This is a genomic window from Aminobacter ciceronei (assembly GCF_014138625.1).
GTDB classification, from domain to species: Bacteria; Pseudomonadota; Alphaproteobacteria; order Rhizobiales; family Rhizobiaceae; genus Aminobacter; species Aminobacter ciceronei.
On sequence record NZ_JACJHY010000024.1, the window covers coordinates 65,140 to 86,391 of the forward strand.

The 21,252-nt window shown below is 64.2% G+C and carries 24 protein-coding genes; 6 read left to right on the top strand and 18 right to left on the bottom strand.

Annotated features, from left to right (window positions below):
• Positions 1–81: 81 nt before the first annotated feature.
• From HNQ95_RS22510 to coxB, 9 genes are all read right to left on the bottom strand, one after another.
• Positions 82–819 carry an SURF1 family protein gene (locus HNQ95_RS22510; RefSeq protein WP_281381273.1) on the bottom strand — a complete coding sequence of 246 codons (738 nt, stop codon included), beginning with the start codon at positions 817–819 and terminating at the stop codon, positions 82–84.
• Positions 820–833: 14 nt separating this feature from the next.
• Entirely contained in the window at positions 834–1,220 is a 387-nt protein-coding gene (locus HNQ95_RS22515; RefSeq protein ID WP_067964574.1) for a DUF983 domain-containing protein, read from the bottom strand.
• A complete protein-coding gene (locus HNQ95_RS22520; RefSeq protein ID WP_246719263.1) occupies positions 1,217–1,681 on the bottom strand; it encodes a L,D-transpeptidase family protein in 465 nt (154 codons plus the stop codon). Before HNQ95_RS22520 ends, HNQ95_RS22515 begins: the two co-directional genes overlap by 4 nt.
• A gap of 109 nt (positions 1,682–1,790) precedes the next feature.
• On the bottom strand, positions 1,791–2,681 hold the full coding sequence (locus tag HNQ95_RS22525) for a cytochrome c oxidase subunit 3 (protein WP_067964577.1): 891 nt from the start codon (positions 2,679–2,681) through the stop codon (positions 1,791–1,793).
• Position 2,682: 1 nt separating this feature from the next.
• Positions 2,683–3,315, bottom strand: a complete 633-nt coding sequence (locus HNQ95_RS22530) for a cytochrome c oxidase assembly protein (protein WP_067966957.1) — start codon at positions 3,313–3,315, stop codon at positions 2,683–2,685.
• Positions 3,316–3,323: 8 nt separating this feature from the next.
• Complete coding sequence (locus HNQ95_RS22535; RefSeq protein WP_169808282.1) at positions 3,324–3,482, bottom strand: cytochrome c oxidase system small membrane protein; 159 nt, start codon at positions 3,480–3,482, stop codon at positions 3,324–3,326.
• The gene (locus HNQ95_RS22540) at positions 3,482–4,423 is read right to left on the bottom strand and encodes a heme o synthase (protein ID WP_182575263.1); all 942 of its coding nucleotides are present in this window, start codon (positions 4,421–4,423) and stop codon (positions 3,482–3,484) included. Before HNQ95_RS22540 ends, HNQ95_RS22535 begins: the two co-directional genes overlap by 1 nt.
• Before the next feature lie 75 nt (positions 4,424–4,498).
• Positions 4,499–6,148 (bottom strand): cytochrome c oxidase subunit I, encoded by a 1,650-nt coding sequence (gene ctaD, locus HNQ95_RS22545; RefSeq protein WP_067964581.1) that lies wholly within the window; start codon positions 6,146–6,148, stop codon positions 4,499–4,501.
• Between the two features lie 37 nt (positions 6,149–6,185).
• Positions 6,186–7,052, bottom strand: a complete 867-nt coding sequence (gene coxB, locus HNQ95_RS22550) for a cytochrome c oxidase subunit II (protein WP_067964583.1) — start codon at positions 7,050–7,052, stop codon at positions 6,186–6,188.
• Positions 7,053–7,466: 414 nt separating this feature from the next.
• On the opposite strand from coxB, the gene HNQ95_RS22555 reads away from it, so the two are divergent.
• The 3 genes from HNQ95_RS22555 to cobB all read left to right on the top strand — a co-directional run bounded on the left by HNQ95_RS22555 (position 7,467) and on the right by cobB (position 10,175).
• A complete protein-coding gene (locus HNQ95_RS22555; protein ID WP_245432147.1) occupies positions 7,467–7,946 on the top strand; it encodes an invasion associated locus B family protein in 480 nt (159 codons plus the stop codon).
• An 88-nt stretch (positions 7,947–8,034) separates the two neighbouring features.
• Positions 8,035–9,447, top strand: coding sequence for a metalloprotease TldD (gene tldD, locus HNQ95_RS22560; RefSeq protein ID WP_182575262.1), 1,413 nt, complete (start codon positions 8,035–8,037; stop codon positions 9,445–9,447).
• A 26-nt stretch (positions 9,448–9,473) separates the two neighbouring features.
• A complete protein-coding gene (gene cobB / locus HNQ95_RS22565) occupies positions 9,474–10,175 on the top strand; it encodes a Sir2 family NAD+-dependent deacetylase (RefSeq protein ID WP_376769268.1) in 702 nt (233 codons plus the stop codon).
• Positions 10,176–10,211: 36 nt separating this feature from the next.
• Here the strand turns inward: cobB and HNQ95_RS22570 are convergent, their stop codons facing one another.
• From HNQ95_RS22570 to HNQ95_RS22595, 6 genes are all read right to left on the bottom strand, one after another.
• The gene (locus HNQ95_RS22570) at positions 10,212–11,453 is read right to left on the bottom strand and encodes a class I SAM-dependent RNA methyltransferase (RefSeq protein WP_182575260.1); all 1,242 of its coding nucleotides are present in this window, start codon (positions 11,451–11,453) and stop codon (positions 10,212–10,214) included.
• A complete protein-coding gene (locus tag HNQ95_RS22575) occupies positions 11,453–12,184 on the bottom strand; it encodes a TlyA family RNA methyltransferase (RefSeq protein ID WP_246340934.1) in 732 nt (243 codons plus the stop codon). The genes HNQ95_RS22570 and HNQ95_RS22575 overlap by 1 nt, the downstream gene beginning before the upstream one ends.
• A 180-nt stretch (positions 12,185–12,364) precedes the next feature.
• Positions 12,365–14,278: a 1-deoxy-D-xylulose-5-phosphate synthase gene (gene dxs / locus HNQ95_RS22580; protein WP_067964591.1), complete on the bottom strand. Its 1,914-nt coding sequence runs from the start codon at positions 14,276–14,278 to the stop codon at positions 12,365–12,367.
• Between the two features lie 97 nt (positions 14,279–14,375).
• A complete protein-coding gene (locus tag HNQ95_RS22585) occupies positions 14,376–15,296 on the bottom strand; it encodes a pirin family protein (protein ID WP_182575258.1) in 921 nt (306 codons plus the stop codon).
• 48 nt (positions 15,297–15,344) lie between these two features.
• Positions 15,345–15,605 carry a DUF2277 domain-containing protein gene (locus tag HNQ95_RS22590; RefSeq protein ID WP_182575257.1) on the bottom strand — a complete coding sequence of 87 codons (261 nt, stop codon included), beginning with the start codon at positions 15,603–15,605 and terminating at the stop codon, positions 15,345–15,347.
• 126 nt (positions 15,606–15,731) lie between these two features.
• The gene (locus HNQ95_RS22595) at positions 15,732–16,103 is read right to left on the bottom strand and encodes an MAPEG family protein (RefSeq protein WP_083948650.1); all 372 of its coding nucleotides are present in this window, start codon (positions 16,101–16,103) and stop codon (positions 15,732–15,734) included.
• An 81-nt stretch (positions 16,104–16,184) separates the two neighbouring features.
• Between HNQ95_RS22595 and HNQ95_RS22600 the strand changes: the two genes are divergently transcribed.
• Positions 16,185–16,577, top strand: a complete 393-nt coding sequence (locus HNQ95_RS22600) for a winged helix-turn-helix transcriptional regulator (RefSeq protein ID WP_067964600.1) — start codon at positions 16,185–16,187, stop codon at positions 16,575–16,577.
• Positions 16,578–16,588: 11 nt separating this feature from the next.
• On the opposite strand, the gene HNQ95_RS22605 is transcribed toward HNQ95_RS22600, so the two are convergent.
• The 3 genes from HNQ95_RS22605 to HNQ95_RS22615 form a co-directional block, all read right to left on the bottom strand.
• A complete protein-coding gene (locus HNQ95_RS22605) occupies positions 16,589–16,840 on the bottom strand; it encodes an exodeoxyribonuclease VII small subunit (RefSeq protein ID WP_067964602.1) in 252 nt (83 codons plus the stop codon).
• A gap of 3 nt (positions 16,841–16,843) precedes the next feature.
• Positions 16,844–17,770 (bottom strand): histone deacetylase family protein, encoded by a 927-nt coding sequence (locus HNQ95_RS22610; RefSeq protein ID WP_182575256.1) that lies wholly within the window; start codon positions 17,768–17,770, stop codon positions 16,844–16,846.
• Between the two features lie 149 nt (positions 17,771–17,919).
• Positions 17,920–18,531, bottom strand: a complete 612-nt coding sequence (locus HNQ95_RS22615) for a TetR/AcrR family transcriptional regulator (RefSeq protein ID WP_246340930.1) — start codon at positions 18,529–18,531, stop codon at positions 17,920–17,922.
• A 155-nt stretch (positions 18,532–18,686) separates the two neighbouring features.
• Between HNQ95_RS22615 and HNQ95_RS22620 the strand changes: the two genes are divergently transcribed.
• A complete protein-coding gene (locus HNQ95_RS22620) occupies positions 18,687–19,907 on the top strand; it encodes an MFS transporter (protein ID WP_182575255.1) in 1,221 nt (406 codons plus the stop codon).
• A gap of 107 nt (positions 19,908–20,014) precedes the next feature.
• The gene (locus tag HNQ95_RS22625; protein ID WP_083948651.1) at positions 20,015–21,223 is read left to right on the top strand and encodes an MFS transporter; all 1,209 of its coding nucleotides are present in this window, start codon (positions 20,015–20,017) and stop codon (positions 21,221–21,223) included.
• Positions 21,224–21,252: the final 29 nt, after the last annotated feature.

The window sequence follows — 21,252 nt, forward strand, 5'->3', positions numbered from 1 at the left end:
GCGTCTTCTTTGGCGTGCAAAGGACGCCCTGGCACTCTGGAACCGTGCGCGATCCCGAATTCCGGGATCATGCAAGGTCAGTCATTTGCCGTCGGGCCGACGCAGCAGCCAGACGCCCATGACACCCAGCAGCGCCGCCGCCAGCCCATACCAGGTGACCGCGTATTGCAGGTGGTTGTTGGGCATGTCGACCATGGTCACCCCGCCGACCGGCAAGCCGCCAGGATTGGGCGTCTTGTCGGCATCGACGAAGAACGGCAGCACGGCCGCACCGGCAGGCAGCCCGGCGCTCGCCGCCATGGCGTCGCGGTCCTTCCAGTAGAAGACGTTCTTGGCCGCGTCGTTGTCCGGCACCAGCGAACCCGGCTTGCCCTCCAGCGGGTTGCGCGCCAACCCGACGATGCTGACGGGGCCCGTCACCTGTCCGGTCGGCCGCTTGGTCGCGTCCTTGAGGTCGTAGGGAACGAAGCCGCGGTTCACCAGAACGAAGCGGCCGTCATCCAGCTTCAGCGGCGTGTAGACGTAGAAGCCGGACTGGCCTTCCCATGTCGCCAGGAAATGCCGCTCGCCGTCATGCATGAAGGTGCCCGATAGCGCGACCGGCCAATAGTCCACGTCGGCGGTGGCGCGGTACTTCACTTCCATTTCAGCCAATGGCAATGGCTGCGACTTCGTCCGTTCGGCGATCTGCGCGATCAGTTCCTCTTTCCAATAGAGCCGCTGGACCTGCCAGCTGCCGAGCACGAGCAGCAGCGCAAAGGCAATCGTGCCGAGCACGAGCATCAACACGTGCCCGGAACGTCGCGCCGGGACCGTCATCGTCTTTTCCTGGATCATTCGCCCTTGTCCAAACGCCCTTCGGCTGCCTTGTTGCGATACTGCAGCGTTATCAGCACGCCCTTGATGAGGCGCAGCGAGCCGAGGCCGAGTGCCACGGTCAAAGGGATCCACAACAGCAGATGGAGCCACAGCGGCGGTCCATAATTGACCTCGAGCCACAGCGCGAGCCCGACCACGACAAAGCCGATGATCAGGATGACGAACACCGCCGGACCGTCGCCGGCATCGGCAAAGGAATAATCGAGCCGGCAGACGCCGCACTCCTTGCCGACGGACAGGAAGCTGGAGAACAGCCTGCCTTCACCGCAACGCGGACAGCGCCCCTTGAGCCCTGCCGCGATCGGCTCGACCGGCGGCCAGATCGCTTGGTCTTCGCTCATGGATTTATCTCGATGGGAGTGCCGTTTGCGACCATCTGCCAGATCTCCGCCATGTCCTCGTCGGTAACGGCGATGCAGCCGTTCGTCCAGTCGAACATCTGTATCAGCCAGGACCACCAGCCATATCCGTTCGGTTGGCCGTGGATCATAATCATTCCGCCAGGTTCGACACCTGCCCTCTTTGCCGCAGCCACGTCGTCAACATTCGGGTAGGAGATGTGGATCGACCTGAAATAGCCGCTTTCCGGGTTGCACCAGTCGAGCAGATAGCGGCCTTCGGGCGTGCGTTCGTCGCCCTCCATCGCCTTGTGCCCCATCGGGTTCGCGCCGAGCACCATGGCGTAGCTGCGAACCACCTTGTCGCCGGAAAGCAGTTCGAGCCGGCGCTCCGACTTGTCGACGCGGACGAGATCGACCTCGCCCGCTTGCGCAGTCATAGTCGAGGCAAACAGGGTAATCATGCAGGCGAAGCGTCTTGTCGGCATGCCGGATGATTGCACCGGGAAAGCGCCCAAAAAAAGAGAAGGCGGCCGCGTTGCCGCGACCGCCTTACACCAGGAACCGGATCGATCAGTGGCCGTGGGCGATGGTGCCGCCAACCGAACCCCAGATGTAGATCGCGGCGAACAGGAACAGCCACACCACGTCGACGAAGTGCCAGTACCAGGCCGCTGCCTCGAAGCCGAAATGCTGCTTCGGGGTGAAGCCGCCGCGCATGGCGCGGAACAGGCAGACCAGCAGGAAGATGGTGCCGACGATGACGTGGAAGCCGTGGAAGCCCGTCGCCATGAAGAAGGTCGCGCCGTAGATCGAGTCCTTGAAGGCAAACGGAGCGTGGATGTACTCGTAGGCCTGCACGAACGAGAACAGGATGCCGAGGCCGACCGTCAGCGCGAGGCCGTTGACCAGGCCCTTGCGGTCGTTGTGCAGCAGGGCGTGGTGCGCCCAGGTCACGGCCGTGCCCGACAGCAAAAGGATGATCGTGTTGTAAAGCGGCAGGTGGAACGGATCGAGGATCTCGATGCCCTTCGGAGGCCAGACGCCGCCGGTGAATTCAGCGCGCATGACCTGGTGCGCTTCATTCGGGAACAGCGCCGCGTCGAAGAACGCCCAGAACCAGGCGACGAAGAACATCACCTCGGAGGCTATGAACATGATCATGCCATAGCGCAGGTGGAGCGAGACGACGCGGGTGTGATGGCCCTCATTGCCTTCCTTGATCGTATCCGACCACCAGCCGAACATGGTGTAGAGCACAATCAGCAGGCCGATCAGGAAGATCCAGTAGTTGGCGCCGGCCATGTTGTAGCCGAAGACCGGGAAGCTGCCGCCCTTGAGATGCTGCATCCAGGCGACGCCGCCGAATGCCATGATCAGCGCACCCAGCGAGGCGAGGAACGGCCACGGGCTGGGATCGATGATGTGATAGTCGTGTTGTGGTTTCGCGTGCGCGTCTGCCATATCAGCCCCCGGCTTTTCCGTCGGAATTAACATTTTTCGCTTCGCCGTCAACCTTGGGCGCGACAGCCACAGGCTTTTCCCCCGCAATGGGGAAGAAGGTATAGGACAGCGTGATCGTCTTGACGTCCTTCATTTCAGGCACGTTGACGATTTCCGGATCGACGAAGAACACCACCGGCATGTCGAGCGTTTCGCCCGGCTTCAACGTCGTGTCGGTGAAGCAGAAGCACTCGACCTTGTTGAAATAGGCGCCGGCGATCTCCGGTGTGACGTTGAAGGTCGCACGGCCCTGGGTCGGCGTGTCGAAGACGTTCTTCGCCGTGTAATGGATCTGCTTGGTCTCGCCGATCTTGATCTGGACGTCGCGGGCCACGGGCTGGAAATCCCACGGCAGGCCGCCCGACACATTGGCGTCGAAACGGACGGTGATCTCGCGGTCGAGGATCTTGTCGGAATATTGCTCGACGCGCTGCGTCGTGCCGCCATAACCGGTGATCTGGCAGAACATGGCGTAGAGCGGCACCGCGGCATATGCCATGCCGACCATGCCGCCGACGAAAGCGACACACATGCCCGCAACCATCCGGTTGGAGCTCTGCTTCTTCAGGTCGACAGCCTTGGTGTCGTCGGTCATGCCATTGCTCATAGCGGCCGGTCCAGAATGGCCGGGCCGAACTTGGCGATGGTGGCGAGATAGAAGATGATGACGAGTGCCGCCAGCGCCAGGCCGATGGCGACGTTGCGGCTGCGGCGTGCCTTCCTCTGCTTGTCGGTGAGCGTCACCAGGTCCTTGTCCGACATCATGCACCTCCAAGCGCAAAGACACGCTCGATGATGCTGTCAGCCAGATAGGCCGCAAAGATCACGAACAGATACAGCAGCGAATATGCAAAGAGCTGCTTGGCGGGCTTCATCACGCGGTCGCTGTCCGACATCCGGAGAACCTTCCAGGCGTACCAGACAAAGCCTGCGCCCAGGGCCAGCGAAACGACGCCATAGCCGATAGTGGTGTAGCCGAGCAGCCAGGGCGCCACGCCGACGGGGGCGAGCAGCAGCGAATAGGCGAAGATCTGGCGCCGCGTCGAGGCTTCGCCGGCGACGTTCGGCATCATCGGGATGCCGGCGCGCTCATAGTCCTGTGACTTGAACAGCGCCAGCGCCCAGAAGTGCGGCGGCGTCCACAGGAAGGTGATGAGGAAGAGCACGACGCTCTCGAAACTGACCGCGCCGGTCACGGCGGCCCAGCCGATCATCGGCGGCAGCGCACCGGCCGCGCCACCGATGACAATGTTCTGCGGCGTCCAGCGCTTGAGCCACATCGTGTAGATGACGGCATAGAAGAAGATGGTGAAGGCGAGCAGTGCTGCCGAAAGCCAGTTGACGAGGACGCCGAGCGTCATCACCGAAAGGGCCGAGAGCACGAGGCCGAAGGTCAGCGCTTCATGCGGCGTCACCTTGCCCGACGGAACCGGCCGGCTGGCGGTCCGCGTCATGACGGCGTCGATGTCGGCGTCGTACCACATGTTGAGCGCACCCGAAGCGCCTGCGCCGATGGCGATCGCCAGGATCGCGACGATGGCGAGGAACGGGTTGATGGTGGCAGGCGCGGCAACCATGCCGACAAAGGCGGTGAAGACCACCAGCGACATGACGCGCGGCTTCAGCAGGGCGAAGAAATCGCCCGCCGTCGCTTCCGACATGCGGATGGTTTGATCGTCAAACCGGTTGTGGACAAGGGCCATGCGTACTTACGTCCAGTCGTTCCGTTTGGCCGAAGCCGCCGGTCTTGCCGGCGGCTTCGTAGTTCAATCAGTGCCTTACTTGATCTTCGGCAGCTGTTCCCACTGGTGGAAGGGCGGCGGCGAAGGCAGCTGCCATTCGAGCGTGGTCGCACCATCGCCCCAGGGGTTGGCACCGGCGACGCGCTTCTTGGAGAAGGCTTCGAAGACGCCGAACAGGAAGATCAGCACGCCGATGGCCGAGATGTAGGAGCCGTAGGACGACACCGCATTCCAGCCGGCATAGGCATCCGGATAGTCGATGTAGCGGCGCGGCATGCCGGCGAGGCCGAGGAAGTGCTGCGGGAAGAAGATCAGGTTCACGCCGACGAACGTCACCCAGAAGTGGGTGTTGGCGATCGCCGCCGAGTACATGTAGCCGGTCATCTTCGGGAACCAGTAGTACCAGGCCGCAAAGATCGCGAACACGGCACCCAGCGACAGCACGTAGTGGAAGTGCGCTACGACATAGTAGGTGTCATGCAGCGAACGGTCGAGACCGGCATTGGCCAGCTGCACGCCGGTGACGCCACCGACGGTGAACAGGAAGATGAAGCCGATCGCCCAGATCATCGGCGTCTTCATGGTGATCGAGCCGCCCCACATGGTGGCGATCCACGAGAAGATCTTCACGCCGGTCGGAACCGCGATGACCATCGTGGCGAACACGAAGTAGCGCTGCGTGTCGAGCGACAGGCCGGTGGTGTACATGTGGTGAGCCCACACGACGAAGCCGACGGCGCCGATGGCGACCATGGCGTAGGCCATGCCGAGGTAACCGAAGATCGGCTTGCGCGAGAAGGTCGACACGATGTGGCTGACGATGCCGAAGCCCGGCAGGATCAGGATGTACACTTCCGGGTGACCGAAGAACCAGAACAGGTGCTGGAACAGGATCGGGTCGCCGCCGCCTTCAGGCGCAAAGAAGGTCGTGCCGAAATTGCGGTCGGTCAGAAGCATGGTGATGCCACCTGCCAGGACCGGCAGCGACAGCAGCAGCAGGAAGGCGGTGATCAGCACCGACCAGGCAAACAGCGGCATCTTGTGCAGCGTCATGCCCGGAGCGCGCATGTTGAAGATGGTGGTGATGAAGTTGATCGCACCCAGGATCGACGACGCGCCGGCGATGTGCAGCGACAGGATCGCCAGATCCATGGCCGGACCGGGCTGGCCCGAGGTCGAGAGCGGCGGATAGATCGTCCAGCCGCCGCCGACGCCGTGGGCGCCTGGAGCGCTCGGCATGAAGGCCGAGAGGATCAGCAGGATGAAGGCGGGCGGAAGCAGCCAGAACGAGATGTTGTTCATGCGCGGGAACGCCATGTCAGGCGCGCCGATCATGATCGGAACCATCCAGTTGGCGAAGCCGCCGATCAGCGCGGGCATGACCATGAAGAAGATCATGACCAGGCCGTGGGCCGTCGTGAACGCGTTGAACATGCTCTTGCCGGCGTCGATCGCCGAGTCGCCTTCAACGCCGTAGACCATCGAGGCCAGGCCGTGGAAGATCTGGATACCCGGCTCGGCGAGTTCCCAGCGCATCATGACGGACAGGAAGCCGCCGATGCAGCCTGCCATGATCGCGAAGATCAGGTAGAGCGTTCCAATATCCTTGTGGTTGGTCGAGTACACCCACCGAACCCAGCCCTTCGGCTTGTGGTCGTGATGGTCGTGAGCTGCAGCGCCTGCCATGTTCCGCTCCGTTCCCTGATCCCTATTCTACCGCGGCTCAGTTGCCAGCGGCCGCGACCTTGGCCGCACCATCCGTCTCGGCCATCAGTGCCTTGTTGGCACCCGGCAGATCGGTCTTAGCGGCGGCAAGCCACGTATTGTACTGTGCGTCTGAGACGACGCGGATTGCGATCGGCATGTAGGCGTGGTCCTTGCCGCAAAGCTCGGAGCACTGGCCGTAATAGAGGCCTTCCTTCTCAGCCTTGAACCAGATCTCGTTGATACGACCCGGCACCGCGTCCGTCTTCACGCCGAAGGCCGGCATGGCGAAGGCGTGGATGACGTCGCTGGCGGTGACGAGCACGCGAACCAGCGTATTGATCGGAACGACGATTTCGTTGTCGACGGCGAGAAGGCGCGGATACGCGGCCCTGTCTTCCTTGCCGGCCGCGGCGCGGTCAGCATCGGCGAGCATCGCCGAGTTGAAGGAGAGCGGCTCGGCGTTCTGGTACTCGTAGTCCCAGTTCCACTGGTTGGCGGTCGCCTTGATCGTCAGCTTGGCGTCTTCCGGCGGCGAATACTGCGCCGTCAGGAGCTGGAACGACGGAATGGCCAGGAACAGCAGGATGACAACCGGACCGACGGTCCAGATGACTTCGATCAGCGTGTTGTGGCTGGTGCGCGACGGCACCGGGTTGGCGCTCGCGCGGAACCTGAAGATGCAATAGGCCAACAGGAAAAGAACGAACAGCGTGATCGGAACGATGAACCACAGCGTGTAGTGCTCGAACCAGGTGATCTGTTCCATGATGCCGGTCGCGGCCGGCTGGAAAGTGGTTTGCCAAGGCGTCGGCTGAGCCGCATAGGCCGCGACGCTGGCAAGGGAAGCAGTCGCCGCGACGGCGCTAGCAAAGATCTTTCTCATCGCCCTCTGTATCTCCCATTTCCGTGCGGGCGTAGCCGCAAGGACATCGTGCCGCTCCGGGACGGGAATCCCAGAGACGTTCGGAGGTTCAAACCATACTCTCTTTATAACCGCAAGGAAGCAGAGGCTTAACCCGTGCGGCATTTTTGCGCGCAGGCGCAAAGGCTGGCGCCGCGACGCGTTTGGCGCTAGGTGAAGAACGCGCAGGCGATAGGGCAATCGCCCCGCTTGTGCTGCCATGCCCTGAAAAGGCGTCGCAATTCGGGCCAAATTGGCTTCGAATGTCTGGAAAACCTGAGATTGCAGGATGGCGAAGGCGCCGTCTTGTTATTTACTTGCTGCCTGCACGGCCTGATAGTCGTGATTCGCAATGGAGCCGTCATGAAGTCTGGGCTTTTCAAAACCGTGGCGAAGATGCTTGTCGCCGCCGCCTGCGTGGTTCCCATGCAAGCCGGCGCGCAGCAGAGCGGCACGGTCAAGTCCACCCATGGCGCATGGTCGATCATCTGCGACACGCCCGCTGGCGCGACCAACGAACAATGCGTGATGATGCAGAACGTGATTGCCGAGGACCGTCCCGAGATGGGGCTTTCGGTGGTCATCCTGCGCACCGCCGACAACAAGGCCGAGATCCTGCGCGTGCTGGCGCCGCTCGGCGTGCTCTTGCCCAACGGCCTCGGCCTCAATGTCGACCAGAAGGACATCGGCCGCGCCTATTTCGTGCGCTGCTTCCAGGATGGCTGCTATGCCGAGGTGATCCTCGACAAGACGCTGCTCGACACGCTGAAGACAGGAAAGTCGGCGACCTTCATCGTCTTCCAGACGCCCGAAGAAGGCATCGGCATCCCCGTCGACCTCAACGGCTTCGGCGAAGGCTTCGCCGCGCTGCCATAAGCGTTTGACGCCGGAGACATTGTCCGGAGCCTCCGTGTCGCCTACATCGGGGTGAATACACTCACCTTGGAATATGAGGCGACGCGCCATGACCAGCCTGCTCAGCCAGTTCGACATTTCGGAAGACCGCTTGCGCAAGATCGTCGCCGAGACGATCGAGGGCGCCGACGACGGCGAGCTCTTCCTCGAATATCGCGAGGGCGAGGCGCTGATGTTCGATAATGGCCGGCTGAAGACGGCGAGCTTCAACACCGACCAGGGTTTCGGTCTGCGCGCAGTTGCCGGCGAAGCCACCGGCTATGCCCATTCGAGCGACCTGTCGGAACAGGCCCTTTTGCGCGCCTCCGATGCCGTGTCGGCGGTCAAGGGCGGCTATTCCGGCACGCTGGCAGCCGCCCCTGCCCGCACCAACACGCATCTCTATGGCGAAGAGAACCCGATCTCGTCGCCGTCCTTCGAGGCCAAGGCCAAGCTGCTCCAGGAAATCGACGCCTGGCTGCGCGACAAGGATCCGCGCGTCCGCCAGGTGACCGCCTCGCTCGCCTCGTCGTGGCAGCATGTCGAGATCCTGCGCGGCGACGGCCAGGTGGTGCGCGACATCCGCCCGCTGGTGCGGATGAACGTGTCCGTCATCGTCGGCGACGGCGACCGCCAGGAAAGCGGCTCATATGGTGCCGGCGGCCGCAAGAATTTCGACGAATTCCTGACCGACGAAAGCTGGAAGGGTGCCGCGACCGAGGCCTTGCGCCAGGCGCTGGTCAATCTCGAAGCCATCCCCGCTCCTGCCGGCACTTTCGACATCGTGCTGTCGTCCGGCTGGCCGGGCGTGATGCTGCATGAAGCGGTCGGCCACGGACTCGAAGGCGACTTCAACCGCAAGAAGACTTCGGCCTTCGCCGGTCTTCTCGGCCAGCAGGTCGCCGCCAAGGGCGTCACCGTCGTCGACGACGGCACCATCGCCGAACGCCGCGGCTCGATCACCGTCGACGACGAAGGCACGCCCAGCGCCCGCAACGTGCTGATCGAGGACGGCAAACTTGTCGGCTACATGCAGGACCGCCAGAACGCCCGGCTGATGGGCATGAAGGCGACCGGCAACGGCCGCCGCGAATCCTACGCGCACCAGCCGATGCCGCGCATGACCAACACCTATATGACCTCGGGCGACAAAACGCCGGAAGAGATCATCGCCTCGGTCAAGAACGGCATCTATGCCGTGTCCTTCGGCGGCGGCCAGGTCGACATCACCTCGGGCAAGTTCGTGTTCGGCTGCACCGAGGCCTACATGATCGAGGACGGCAAGGTGACCCAGCCGATCAAGGGCGCGATGCTGATCGGCAATGGACCCGATGCGATGCATCGCGTCACCATGGTCGGCAACGACATGAAGCTCGACAACGGCATCGGCATGTGCGGCAAAGCCGGCCAGGGCGTGCCCGTCGGCGTCGGCCAGCCGCATCTCAGGATGAACCAGATGACTGTCGGCGGCACACGGGTCTAGGCCGAGCGCCGACAGGACGAATGCCGATGCAACGCCCCACCTCGATCGTCGTGCTCACCGGCGCCGGAATCTCTGCCGAATCAGGTGTCGACACCTTTCGCGACAAGGACGGCATCTGGTCGAAGATCGACTACCGCGACGTGGCGACGCCGGAAGGTTTTGCCCGCAATCCGGAGCTGGTTGACGACTTCTACAACCAGCGCCGCGCGGGTCTTGCCGATGTCGCGCCGAATGCCGCACATGTGGCATTGACGCGGCTCGAACGGCAGTTCCGGGGCAAGTTCCTGCTCGTCACCCAGAACATCGATGACCTGCATGAGCGGGCCGGGTCGCAGCGGCTGATCCACATGCATGGCGAACTGACCAAGGCCTTGTGCGCCCATTGCGGCGCAAGGAACCCGTGGCACGGCGACATACTGCGCACGTCACGCTGCCCGTCATGCCAGGAGGTCGGCCAGTTACGGCCTGATGTGGTCTGGTTCGGCGAGATGCCCTATCTGATGGACGAGATCGACGAGGCGCTGGCAAGTTGCGACCTCTTCGTCTCCATCGGCACCAGCGGCAACGTCTATCCTGCCGCCGGCTTCGTCGAGCAGGCGCGCCATGCAGGCGCCCGTACGGTCGAACTCAACCTCGAACCGTCGGAAGGCTACGACCTCTTCGAACAGGCCATAAATGGCCGCGCCACCGAAATCGTACCCGAATTCGTCGAGCATATCCTGGCTTAGCCGCCGGTCCGCCTGATCGCGGCCGGGTCGGTTGCCTCACCGCCGCTTCTTCGGCTTCTCCAACAGCGCCACCGCCTCGACATGATGCGACCATAGGAACTGGTCAATCGGCACAACGCTCTTCAGCGCATAGCCGCCGTCGATGAGGATCCTGAGATCTCGCGCCAGCGTCGCCGGATTGCACGATACGGCTGCGACGTAAGGAACATCGGAGCGGGCGATCTGCTTGGACTGGTCCTCGGCGCCGGCGCGCGGCGGGTCGAAGACGATGCCGTCAAAGGCGTTCAGTTCCTTGAAGGTCAGCGGGCGGCGGTCGAGGTCACGGCGCTCGACGGTGACGCGCTTCAGGCCGCTGGCAAAGCGGAAGCCGCGGTCGAGTGCGGCCAGCGCCGGCGCCTCACCTTCAACCGCATGAACCTCCGCCCCCGCGGCAAGCCTGAGCGCGAAGGTGCCGCAGCCCGAAAACAGGTCGGCGACCTTCCTGGCCTTGCGCATATGGCCGGTGACGAGCGACACCATCGCGCCCTCCGCCTCGGCCACGGCCTGGACGAAAGCGCCCGGCGGCGGGCTGACCGTCGCCGCGCCAAAGGTCAGCATCGGCTTGACCGGCTCGACGATGATCTCGCCGTCGATGGACAGGCGGGCGATCTTCGACTTGATGGCAAAATCGGTCGCGGCACGGCGGATCGCTTCGGTCGGTTTGCCGCAATCGCTGGCGGCCACGTCGAAGCCCGACTCGGTGGCCGTGACAAGGAAGCGGAACGGCTTCGAGGTATTGGCGATGATGCCGGCAAGGTGCCGCAAGGTGCCGGCCGCTTCTACGATGGCCGGCACCAGGACAGGGCATTCCTCGATGTCGACCAGGGTATGGGAAAACGCCTTGTTGTAGCCGAGATGGAGCCCGGTCTCGGTGTTCCGGGCCGTAAACGCCGCACGCCTGCGGCTGTGCTGCGGGCACGCCACCAGCTCGCCGACTGCAACGTCGATGCCCCTGCCCTTCAGCGCATGAGCGACAAGACCACGCTTCCACTCGCGATAGGCCTGGTCCTCGAGATGCTGGATCGCGCAGCCGCCACATTCGGTGAAATGGCGGCAGGCCGGATCGATGCGCTGCGGCGACGGCTCGAGAACCGAGATCAGCTGGGCGCGATCCTTGTCGCGCGCGGCCGTCACCGTCTCGCCCGGCAGCGCGAACGGGATGAAGATGTGCCCGCCATTGGCATCGACGACACCGTCGCCATGCGCGCCCAGCCGCGCAATTTCGAAACGTGTCGTCATTACTCTTTCACTCCACCGAGCAGGTATTCACGATTTCCGTCGCCGCCTTCGAGCGGCGACGGGCAGATGCCGAGCGCACGCCAGCCTGGAACGGCGTCGAGCCAGGAGCGCAGCTCTTCAGCCATGCGCGGGCCGTCCTCGACATTCCTGAGCAGGCCGCCCTTGCCGATCGCCTCGCGCCCGGCCTCGAATTGCGGCTTGACCAGGAAGACGCCCCTGGCGCCTCGTGCTGCCAGTTCGAGTGCATTGGGCAGAGCCAGCCTGAGCGAGATGAAGCTGACATCGGAGACCAGCAGATCGGGTGTCCGGCCGCCGAGATCATCCGACGTCAGATTGCGGGCGTTGAGGCCCTCCAGGCAGGTGACGCGCGGATCCGACTTCAGCCTCCCGTCCATCTGGCCATGGCCGACATCGATCGCCACGACATGTGCCGCGCCGCGCTCGAGCAGGACCTGGGTGAAGCCGCCGGTCGACGCGCCGATGTCCAGCGCCGTGGCTCCAGCCGGATCGAAGCTGAAATGGTCGAGCCCGGCGATCAGCTTGAGTGCGGCGCGCGAGACATAGGCCTGCGCCGGGTCGTCGACGGCGATTTCGGCGCTCGCCGGCACCATCTGTCCGGGCTTCTTCGCCGGTTGGCCGGCGACGGACACGGCCCCGCGCGCCACCGCGTCGCGGGCCCGCGAACGGCTGGCGAAGAAACCGCGGCTGACGAGCAATTCGTCGAGCCTCAGGCTGTTCCCGGAGCGCTGCGCGTCCGATTGGACGCGTAGCGCTCCAGCTTCTTTTGTTTGCGCATCGTGCTTGCCGAAGATCGACTTCGATTTTCGGGCCGATGCGCGGGCTTGCCCAGAGTTGTCCATGGCTTTCAATGGCGAATGCGCGCCTGCAAGGCAAGCGCCCGCGCGATAATGTCAGGCGCGGACGGCCTGGGCCGACTTGCCAAGGGCTGCGAAGACGGCGCGCACGATGCCGGCGGAATCGAGCCCGGCGTCGACATGCATCTTGTCGGGGCTGGCATGGTCGACGAAGCTGTCCGGCATGGTCAGTGGCCGCACCTTGAGGCCGTTGTCGAGCAGGCCGTTGCGGGCGAGGAAGTCGAGCACCTGGCTGGTGAAACCGCCGACAGAACCTTCCTCGACCATGACGAGCACTTCGTGCGAGCGCGCCAGGCGACGGATCAGGTCCTCGTCCAGCGGCTTGGCGAAACGGGCGTCGGCGACCGTCGTCGACAGGCCGGCAGCACCAAGTTCCTCGGCGGCGAGCAGGCAGTCCTTGAGGCGAGTGCCGAATGACAGCAGCGCCACCTTGGTGCCCTCGCGCACGATCCGGCCCTTGCCGATCTCCAGCGCCTGGCCACGCTCGGGCATGTCGACACCGACGCCGTTGCCGCGGGGATAGCGGAAGGAGATCGGACCGTCGTCATATTCGACGGCGGTGCGCACCATATGACGCAGTTCCGCCTCGTCGGCCGCCGCCATGACGACGAAACCGGGCAGCGAGGCAAGATAGGCAGTGTCGAAGGCGCCGCAATGGGTGGCGCCGTCCGCGCCGACGAAGCCGGCGCGGTCGATGGGAAAACGCACCGGCAGGTTCTGGATGGCGACGTCGTGCACGACCTGGTCATAGGCGCGCTGCAGGAAGGTCGAGTAGATCGCGACGAACGGCTTGTAGCCTTCGGTCGCGAGGCCCGCGGCAAAGGTCACCGCATGCTGTTCTGCAATGCCGACGTCGAAGCTGCGCGACGGAAACGCTTCGCCGAACAGATCGAGGCCGGTGCCCGACGGCATGGCGGCGGTGACGGCAACGATCTTGTCGTCGTCGCGCGCTTCTTGCATCAGGCTTTCGGCGAACACCTTGGTGTAGGCAGGCGCGTTGGCAGGCGCCTTGGCCTGGGCGCCGGTGATGACGTCGAACTTGTTGACGCCGTGATATTTGTCGGCAGCCGCTTCGGCCGGGGCATAACCCTTGCCCTTCTGGGTCACGACATGGATCAGCACCGGGCCGGTGCCGTTGTCGCGCACGTTCTTCAGCACCGGCACGAGATGCTCGAGATTGTGGCCGTCGATCGGGCCGATATGGAAGAAGCCCATCTCCTCGAACAGCGTCCCGCCGGTGACGAAACCGCGCGCATGCTCGACGGCGCGGGTGATGGCGCGGTCGACGCGGCGGCCGAGATAGGAGGTCAGCTTCTTGCCGAGCTCGCGCACGCCGGCATAGGTGCGGCCCGAGGCAAGGCGCGCCAGATAGGCGCTCATCGCACCGGCCGGCGGAGCGATCGACATGTCGTTGTCATTGAGGATGACGATCAGGCGGGCATCGAGCGCACCGGCATTGTTCATCGCCTCATAGGCCATGCCGGCCGACATGGCGCCGTCTCCGATGACGGCGATGACATTGTTCTTGCCGCCGTCGAGGTCGCGTGCCACCGCCATGCCGAGGCCGGCGGAAATGGAGGTCGAGGAGTGCGCGGCGCCAAACGGGTCGTACTCGCTTTCCGAGCGCTTGGTGAAACCGGAGAGCCCGCCTTCCTGGCGCAGCGTGCGCATGCGGTCGCGGCGGCCGGTCAGGATCTTGTGCGGATAGGCCTGGTGGCCGACATCCCAGATGATGCGGTCGTCGGGCGTGTCGAAGACATAATGCAGCGCCACCGTCAGTTCGACGACGCCAAGGCCGGCGCCGAGATGCCCGCCGGTCTGCGACACCACGTCGATAAGCTCGGCGCGCAGTTCGCTTGCCAACTGCGGCAGCTGGGCCTCGTCGAGCGTGCGCAGGTCGGAGGGCACGCGGACCTTGTCCAGCAGGGGCGTTTCAGGTTTCGCGTTCATCAATCCGCACTAACTCGGTTAACCACCCGGCAGATACGACCGCATGCTTGGAAAGTAAATGCGTGGCGGTGACGCGGGCCGGCCTCACGCCTGCCCGTCAGCTCTCGGGCAACGGAATAAACTCTTCTTCGTCACCGGGAACGATATCGAAGCGGCCGGTCTTCCATTCGTTCTTCGCCTCTTCGATGCGCTCCTTCGACGACGAGACGAAATTCCACCAGATGTAGCGCTTGGTGCCGAGCGAGGCGCCGCCGAACAGCATGAAATGCGCACCCGTCTCCGAACCCACGACGATCTCGTCGCCGGGCCTGAACACCAGAAGCCGCTCGATCGGGAAACGATCGCCAAGGATGTCGATCTCGCCGCCCAGCGTGTAGATGGCACGCTCCTCGGCGTCGGCCGGAATCTTGATCCTTGCACCGGGCGCCAGCCTGATGTCGGCATAGAGCGTGTCGGAGGCCTGGCGTACCGGCGACGTCAGGCCCTTGAACGCGCCGATCACCAGCCGCCCGCTGACCCCGTCGGCCTCGAAGGTCGGCAGCTCGGCCGCAGCCGTGTTCTCGAACAGCGGCGCGACCTCTTCCTTGCCGTCGGGCAGCGCCAGCCACGTCTGCAGCCCGGACACCGACATCGGCGCGCCGCGCAGCTCTTCGGGCGTGCGCTCGGAATGGACGATGCCGCGGCCCGCCGTCATCAGGTTTACGTCGCCGGGCGCAATGACCATCTCGGTGCCGAGCGAATCCCGGTGGCGGATCTTGCCGTCGAACAGATAGGTGACGGTCGCAAGCCCGATATGGGGGTGTGGACGCACATCCAGCGCATGCCCTGCCCTGAGGATTGCCGGGCCCATGCGGTCGAAGAAGATGAACGGCCCGACCAGGCGACGCTTTGCCGTCGGCAGTGCCCGGCGCACCTGGAAGCCGTCGATGTCCTTGGCGTTGGGAATGACCATCAGTTCGAGCTGGTCGCAAGAAAAGGCATCGCCTGGCGTCGGGTCTTCGGCAGGAAAGAAGCTCATGGTCGCCTCCTAGAGTGATTGCAGCACGGCGGTCACAAGAGCTGGCACTCAGGCAAATCGCAGCGCCGAACGGGCCTTGGCGGCCTCTTCGTCGCGGTTGCGCGGATGCTGGTGCGTTTCCATCGCATGCAGCATCTCGTGCGCTGCCTCGGCGATGGTGTCGACGGCGCGGTTGAAGGCCTCTTCGTTCTTCTTCGAAGGTTTGCTCGTTCCGCTCAGCTTGCGCACGAACTGCAAGGCTGCGTCACGGATCTCGTCATGCGTCGCCGGCGGGTCGAAATTGAACAATGTCTTGATGTTGCGGCACATCGCCTGCTCCCGGGTTTTCACCAACGGTATGGGTTGTCCATAACTGGGCGCAACGTGCCGCGAGGTCAAGCCGTTCGGTCGGCCGCGACCGCCGTCAGCGAAGGGGCATCCTCCGAACGAGGGGCGTCATCCCAGGATGAGCGCCGCGGCGCCGACGAGCAGCGCGCCATAGGTGCCAACCATGCCGGGCGCGCTCAACGGCGTCCGCGCGGTCAATATGCCTGCAAGGTGGAGGCTACGGCCGATGATCAGCAGTCCGGCGATCGTCCACAGCATCGCCGCCGGCGCCTGGCGGTATTCGGCAAGGGCGAGCAGGATCAGGGCGAGCGGCACATATTCGATGAAATTGCCCTGGGCGCGGATGCGCCGCATCAGGACGACATCCTCGCTGTGGCCGAGCTTAACGCCGACTGTCTTGCGGCGCAGGCTGACCCGGATGCTGAGAACGACAAGAGCCACGGCGGCGAGTGCTGAAGTCATCGACGTTATCGGCAACATGACAGGTCCTCCCCGACGAGCATTACCGCAGCTAATCACTTCTTACTTGCATTTTGCAAGTTAAAAATCCAAAGTGCCGCCATGACCCAGTTTCGCTCCGGCTGCCCCATCGCGTCAGCGCTCGACATCATCGGCGACAAGTGGTCGCTGGTGATCGTCAGGGCGATGGTGATGGGGGCGACCAGCTATTCGGACCTGTTGTCCACGCCGGAGAAAATCTCGACCAACATCCTGGCCGAAAGGCTGCGCCGGCTGGAAGATGCCGGTCTCATCAGGCAATCCTTACCGCGCCAGGGCTCCATCCGGGGCGCCTATGCATTGACTGCCAGAGGGGCTGCACTCATTCCCGTGGTGCAGGAACTGGCCCGCTGGGGCGAAAGCCAGCTGCCGGACCGCTGGACACCGCCGGATCGCTTCTACGCGGCCCGGCCCGGCGATTTCGACGTCCGCGACGGCGATGCCGCCGCGGACTGAACTGGACGGCTTTACTCGCCGTCGAGCGGCTCCGTGCCGACCGGCTTGCCATCGCGCGACAGGCGGATCTTCTCGACCTTGTCCTCGGCGGCCTTCAGCAGGCGGTCGCAATGCGCCTTCAGCGCCTCGCCGCGCTCGTAGATCTTGATCGACTGGTCGAGCGGCACGTCGCCGCGTTCGAGGTCGTCGACGATCTTTTCCAATGCCGCGAGCGCCTGCTCGAAGCTCATCGCCTTGATTTCGTCATTGGGCTCGACGGCCATGGATCATCCTTTCATGAGGCGCGAAACGTGGGCGGCCACTGAGAAGGCCAGCCCATGCAGGTCGTAGCCGCCCTCGAGCAGGCTGACCAGACGGTTCGATGAATGGCGCGCGGCACTGTCCATCAATTGCCCGGTCGCCCAGTCGAAATCGGCTTCGGTGAGGTTGATCTCGGCCAGCGGGTCGCGATGGTGCGCGTCGAAGCCGGCCGAGATGATGATCAGGTCGGGCGCGAATCTGTCGAGCGCCGGCAGCACGCGCGAGCGGAACGCCTCGCGGAAATGGTCGCTGCCGGTGTCTGGGGCGAGCGGCGCGTTGACGATGTTGCCGACACCCGTCTCGCCTTTTGCGCCCGTGCCGGGAAACAGCGGCATCTGGTGCGTCGAGCAATAGAGCACGCTCGGGTCGTCCCAGAAGATGTCCTGGGTGCCGTTGCCGTGATGGACGTCCCAATCGACGATCGCCACGCGCTCCGCACCATGGTCGCGCTGGGCATGGCGCGCCGCAATCGCCGCATTGTTGAACAGGCAAAAGCCCATCGCGGTCGCCTTCTCGGCATGGTGGCCGGGCGGCCGCGAGGCGACGAAGACGTTGGCTGCCCTGCCGGAAAAGACGTCGTCGACAGCGGCATTGGCCGCGCCGATGGCAGTCAGTGCCGCCTGCCAGCTTTTCGGGCTGAGCGTGGTGTCGCCATCGATTCTGGCAAATCCCTCCACCGGCACCTGCCGGCGGACGCTTTCGACAAAATTCTCGGGGTGGGCGTAGGCAATCGTGCGCTCGTCGCCCGTCGGCGCCTCGACACGATCGAGCATCTCGAACGCCTCGTCGTCGAGCGCGCGCTCGATGGCGCGCAGCCTGTCGGGCCGCTCGGGATGCCCCGGCGTCGTCAGGTGTTCGAGGTAGATCGGGTGCGTGTAGAGCCGCGTGGTCATCGCCGCACCTTATCAGCAATGGCCGGACAGACCACGCATAGCTGTCAAAGCCCTGGGGAAAACGGCCGGCCGACGAGCGCGATGACCCGGTCGGAAAGAAGTTGCCGGGTTTTGCCGCGCCCCGGCATGTCCGGCCACAGCCTAAAAGATCAGTTCGCCGGCCTGCCGGCCACGAGCAGCCCTTCCATCAAGGCGCGAAACGCCTTCACCGCCTTGATCGACGTCGCGTCGGGGTCTTCCGAATTGGCGATCCATTGGGCGGCATAAAGCGAGGCGCCGCTGATCAGCCGCGCCATCGCTTCCGCATCGATGTCGCGAACAAGGCCCTCCGCCTTGAGCGCGACGAGGTTCGCGGTGATCGCCGAAATACAGGCATTGGCGTTGGGCCATTGCGCCGGATCGCCGAGCACCGCCGGCCCGTCGCGCAGGACGATGCGCTGGATTTCCGGCTCGAGCGCCATTTCGATATAAGCGATGTTTTCGTCGAGGAAGCCTTGCCAGCGCGTCTTGGCCCTGGCCGAGATCTCATTGAGGCGCACGCACATTTCCTGGTCGATCTGGGCGAGCACGGCCTCGAACAACCCTTTCTTGTCGCCGAAGTGGTGATACAGCGCGCCGCGCGTCAGCCCGGCCTCGGCAGTGAAATCGTCCATCGACGCGTTCGCATAGCCCGTCGTCGCGAAGGCCCGGCGCCCGGCAGCAATCAGCTTGGCGCGCGTTTCGGCAATCATCTCGCTGCGGGGTTTGTGTGCCGCCTTCATCGCCTCTTCCTTGTCGCGACGTCCTTCACATACGCCGCGTATATTTTTCTAGACATGGCGTCCATGGTAATTGACATACGCTGCGTATGCAATTATCTCATTGACATACGCCACGTATGTAAGTGGCGCCCCCTCGAAATTCCAGGAGTGCTCCGATGCACAATCCTTATGCTGAGATATTCAGAGTTCCCGGGACCAAAGGCTTCGCGGCGGCGGCATTCATCGCCCGTCTGCCGATCGCCATGGCCCCTATCGGCATCGTCGCAATGCTGTCGCAGACACGCGGCGAATACTGGCTGGCCGGTGCGGTCTCGGCCACCTTCGCGCTGACAAATGCTTTCGCCGCACCACAGATTTCGCGCCGGATCGACAGGCTCGGCCAGACATCGGTGGCTCTGCCCACCACCATCATCTCCATCCTCGCCTTTGCCGTCCTGCTCATTGCCACCCGCTATGACTGGCCGGTCTGGACCCTGTTCGTCTCGGCCTTCATCGCCGCCGCCATGCCGAGCATGTCGGCCATGGTGCGGGCCCGCTGGACCGAGATCTTCCGCGACCGCCCCGAACTCAACACCGCCTTCGCCTTTGAATCCGTCGCCGACGAAATGGTCTACATCGCCGGTGCCTCGCTTTCGGTTGGCCTGAGCGTCGCCTTGTTCCCGGAAGCCGGCATGCTGGTCAGCACGCTGTTCCTCGCCGTCGGCATGGCAGCTTTCCTGATGCAGCGGTCGAGCGAGCCCAGGGTCAAGGCGCCTGAACTTGCAAGTGTCGGTTCGGCCATCGCGCTGCGCCCGGTCCAGATCATCACCCTGGCACTCATCTTCGTCGGTGCGATCTTCGCCACCGCCGAGGTCAGCGCCGTGGCGATCACCAAGGAACTCGGCCAGCCCACCGCAGCAAGCCTCGTCATCGGCGTCTATGCCGCCGGTTCGCTCATTGTCGGCCTGATCGTCGGCGCGCTCAATCTCAAGGCCCCGAAGCAGCGCCTCCTTGCCATGTCGATCGCGGTCGTGGCGCTGACCACGCTGCCATTGCTTGTCGCCGACACCGTGCCGCTGCTGGCGCTTGCCATCTTCGTCAGCGGTGTCGCCATCTCGCCCACCTTCATCATGGCCTTCGGCCTGATCGAGCGGCGGGTGCCGGAAGCCATGCTGACCGAAGGCATCACCTGGGTGATGACCGGCATCGGCATCGGCATGGCGCTGGGTGCCTTCGTGGCGGGCTGGGTGGTCGACAATTTCGGCGCCCAGAACGGCTTCTGGGTGTCGGTGGCCGCGGGAACGATCTCCCTACTCGTCGTCCTTCTCGGTCAGAAAGCACTCGCCGGCGCGGGCGAAGTCGAGTTGCCGCAAGCCGTACCACAAGCAGCCGAATGAGGCAGCACAGCCCCAGTCAAGCCTCTCCCATCTGTGCCAACGAGCCGCCTCTTCAGGCGGCTCGACTGTATATGAAATTTCAGATATCTGCCCTCCCGGTGATCCAAATGCGCAATCCCTACAACGAAATCTTCAAAGCGCCCGGCGCCAAGGCGTTCTCCGCCACAGGCTTCATCGCCCGGCTGCCGCTGTCGATGATCACGCTCGGCATCGTCACGATGCTCTCGGAAACCCATGGCGAATATTGGCTCGCCGGTGCGGTGGCCGCGACATTTGCATTTTCCAACGCGCTGATCGCACCGCAGGTGTCGCGCCTCGTCGATCGCTACGGCCAGCGCCGCATCCTGATCCCCGGCACCATCGTCGCCGTCGCGGCGCTCTCAAGCCTGATGCTCGCGACCCACTATCGCGCGCCGAGCTGGACGCTGTTCCTGTTTGCCGTGCTTGCCGGCACCATGCCGAGCATGAGCGCTTTCGTGCGCGCGCGCTGGACACATATCTACCGTGGCTCGCAGAAGCTGCACACCGCCTTTGCCTTCGAGTCGGTCGTCGACGAGGTCATCTTCATGACTGGCCCGATCGTTGCCATCGGCCTCAGCGTCGGCCTGTTTCCGGAAGCCGGTCCGCTTGTCGCCACGACGCTGCTTGCGCTGGGCAATTTCCTCTTTGCGGCCCAGACGTCGACGGAACCGCCGGTCCACGCCCAGGATAAATCAGGCGGCAAGTCGGTCATCCGGCTCGGCTCGCTGCAGATCCTGGTGCTGACGCTGATCGCGATCGGCGCCATTTTCGGCACCGCCGAAGTGACCGCCGTCGCCTTTGCCGAAGCCCAGGGCGACAAGGCCTCCGCCGGTTTTGCGCTGTCGGCCTATGCCGCCGGCTCGCTTGTCGCCGGCCTCGCCTTCGGCGCGCTGAAGCTCAAGCTTGCCTTGCCGCGCCAGTTGCTGCTGGCGATCGCACTGGCCGCCCTCACCACCTTGCCGCTGATGATGGTCGCCAGCATCCCGACACTGGCCGTGGTGCTGTTCGTCGCCGGCGTCGCCGTCTCGCCGACCATCATCATCTCGATGGCGCTGGTGGAAAAGATCGTTCCGTCGTCCAAGCTCACCGAAGGCATGACCTGGGCAATCACCGGCATCGGCATCGGCATGGCCGCAGGGTCCTCGGCATCGGGCTGGTTCATCGACAATCTCGGCCCGACCAGCGGCTTCTTCGTCTCGATGCTCGCCGGCTTCATCGCCCTTGCCGTCACCCTTGTCGGCCAAGCCAGCTTCCGGCGTTCGACGTCGCGCCTCGTCCCGGCTCCGGCCGAATAGACGGTTCACGGCACGGCACGCACCAGCGG